The organism is Terriglobus sp. YAF25, assembly GCF_052113305.1.
Classification (GTDB): domain Bacteria; phylum Acidobacteriota; class Terriglobia; order Terriglobales; family Acidobacteriaceae; genus Terriglobus.
In genome coordinates, this window is record NZ_JBFRCY010000753.1 from 1 (window position 1) to 2,148 (window position 2,148).

Annotated in this window: 2 protein-coding genes; both read right to left on the minus strand. The window is 58.8% G+C overall.

The window, feature by feature from the left end; translation table 11 throughout:
* On the minus strand, positions 1–651 hold a 651-nt coding region (locus tag AB4043_RS23320), incomplete at its 3' end, for a M50 family metallopeptidase (protein ID WP_442308238.1).
* 19 nt (positions 652–670) lie between these two features.
* A complete protein-coding gene (locus tag AB4043_RS23325) occupies positions 671–1,849 on the minus strand; it encodes a 1-deoxy-D-xylulose-5-phosphate reductoisomerase (RefSeq protein ID WP_442301897.1) in 1,179 nt (392 codons plus the stop codon).
* Positions 1,850–2,148 lie beyond the last annotated feature (299 nt).

The window sequence follows — 2,148 nt, forward strand, 5'->3', positions numbered from 1 at the left end:
ATCCTGCATCGTCGGAACCATGCCCAGGCTCTGCATCGCTTCGGCGTTGAACTCGGTAGTCTTGCCAACGTTGACGTTGAAGCGGGTATTCACGCGCTGCCCGTCATGCAGGTAGCTCATCGCCACGGTCTGGTTCATGTTCAACGCGGCGCGGCGCAGGACGCCTTCCCAGTCCGGATTCTCGGCGTTGTCGAAGTGGACAATCGTGTCACCGCTACGCAGGCCTGCGGCGTCTGCCGGAGAGCCCTTCACAACGTAGTTCACACGCGCCGGTCCGGAGATGTACTCATCCACCTCGTTATGGAAGTGGAACACGAAAGTCATGATGGCGAAGGCCAGGATGAAGTTCGCAACCGGTCCTGCCAGCGCAATGATCACGCGTTGCCAGCGGGGATGCGCATTGAACTCACCGGGATCACCGGACGGTTCTTCGCCGGGATTATCGCCTGCCATCTTCACATAGCCACCAAAGGGCAACAGAGAGAGCCGGTAATCCGTGTCTCCGCGGCGGAAGCCGATAAGTCGGCGGCCAAAGCCGATGGAGAAGGTTTCAACGCGAACACCACACCACTTGGCGGCAAGGAAGTGGCCGAGCTCATGCACGAGCACCATAATGCCCAGCACGATGGCGAGATAAATAATGGTTGTCATTGGGAGTGTGTCGGTGACCTCAGTGGGTGGCAGCCTGGCTCAGGGCTACCTCGCGTGCAAGCTGTCGAGCCTCATGGTCTGCCGTAAGCACCGCTTGAATGGACGCGGGATGGCCGGGCTTGGTTAGCTGGAGCACTGATTCTATTGTACGAGGAATCCCAAGGAAGGGAATACGTCCTTCCAGGAATGCTGCGACCGCGATTTCGTCCGCCGCATTCAGGGCGATGCAATGCGCGGGACCGGCCTCGGCGGCCTCATAAGCCAGCCGCAGACAGGGGAACCGGGCAAAGTCAGGCTGCTGGAAGTCCAACTGGCTCAATAACTTCATGTCGAAGGTCAGGTCGGAAGGAATTCGCTCCGGGAAGGCCATGGCGTACAGAATCGGCAGCCGCATGTCGGTAACCGAAAGCTGCGCCAGGATGCTGCCATCCACATACTCCACCAACGAGTGAATGGTCGACTGGGGGTGAATCGTCACCTGGACCTTTGCAGCAGGCAGATCGAAGAGCCGGCAGGCCTCAATGATCTCCAGGCCTTTGTTCAACATGGTTGCCGAATCGATGGTGATCCGCTGACCCATCACCCAGGTCGGGTGCTTCAACGCCTGCGCCGGCGTGATGGACGCGAACAGATCCAGAGGTGTGTTTCGGAAAGGGCCGCCGGAGGCCGTCAGCCAGATCTGCTTTACCTCGGCCGGAGCACCACCGCGCATGCACTGATGAATGGCATTGTGCTCGGAATCGATCGGCAGCAGAGCAACGTTGTTCCGCCGCGCCTCGGCGATGATCAGCTCGCCCGCGGCGACCAGAGCCTCTTTGTTCGCCAGGCCAATGTCCTTGCCGGCTTTGACCGCCTCATATGTAGCCTCGAGCCCTGAGACGCCGACGATAGCAGAGACAACAAAGTCGACCTCTGGCAGCGTCGCCACGGCAATGGTCCCGGCGGTGCCATGCAATACATCAACACCAGTCACGCCTTCCGCGCGCAGCCGCGCGGCAAGCTGGTCAGCCAGTTCTTCGGTCGCCACGGAGACCAGCCGCGGCCGCCACTGCTTGCACTGCGCAACGGCTACATCGAGGTTGCGTCCGGCAGCAAGCGAGACGGGCTGAAATCGATCCGGAAAGCTTTCGCAGATAGAAAGGGTGCTGGTGCCGATGGATCCGGTAGAGCCGAGGATAGCGATCTTCTTTACGGACATTGCTCCTCAATTCTAGCGTTTAGCGTTTTGCGGCTATGACTTTGTCATTTTGTTTGTCATTTCGCAGCGCAGCGGAGAAATCTGCTTTTCTACCTCAAGAGTGGGGGGAGAATCAGACGAAGAAGCAGATCCCTACGGGATGGCAAAAAGATCGAGTATCGGTGGTGGCAGCTAAATCAGAATGCGAAGGTCGTGGTCCAGATCGTCAATGGTGTAGTCGAAGACTCCGTGTTGCTGCAGGAATCCATCTACCTGCAGGCGGGTTTCGAAGCCAAGCACCTGACGGACTTGTTCCATCG